General features: G+C 66.7%; 1 protein-coding gene. It reads left to right on the top strand.

All coding sequences use genetic code 11. The features are described from left to right. Positions 1 to 271: 271 nt before the first annotated feature. Positions 272 to 499: hypothetical protein (locus G5B31_RS20975; protein WP_165020123.1), on the top strand; the 228-nt coding region annotated here is incomplete at its 3' end.

Genomic DNA, 499 nt, shown 5'->3' with positions numbered 1-499 from the left:
GCAGTTTGGGTCGTCGAGGATCGGATTGCCGTGGCGGATCGCCCGGGGCGCGGCGGATAGCGCCCCCGCCCCCTGAATGCCCCGAAACCGCCCACGCTTTCCCGCGAATTTGGGCAGGGCGGGGTCGTCGGCGGGGTAGGTAGCCGGAAACCGAGATCGCGCTAAAAACGGCATCCCATGGCCTCTACGGGGCAATTGGGATGGAATCCCAATAATTTACATCTCCCACGCCTGACACTATCTTCCGGCCATCCAGCATCAGGAGGTCCGAATGCCCCTCGACCGCGCCCCCGCCGGAACCATGAACCTTTCGACCGGGAAGCGGCCAGCCCGAGACGTGGTGAAATGGATGGCATCGGCCCTTGCCGGTCTTCCGCCGATGGACCAGCCGGTGCCAGAGATCGCCCAGGCGAATGACGGATGGACGCCCGGGCGCGTCGGTGAGCAACTGATCGCCGCGCTTGCGTGGGCGCGCTATGCCGCCGGGCAGACCGGCCCG

It is taken from the genome of Rhodobacter sp. SGA-6-6 (assembly GCF_011043545.1).
Classification (GTDB): domain Bacteria; phylum Pseudomonadota; class Alphaproteobacteria; order Rhodobacterales; family Rhodobacteraceae; genus Pseudogemmobacter.
This window is presented reverse-complemented; position numbering and strand designations above follow the sequence as displayed.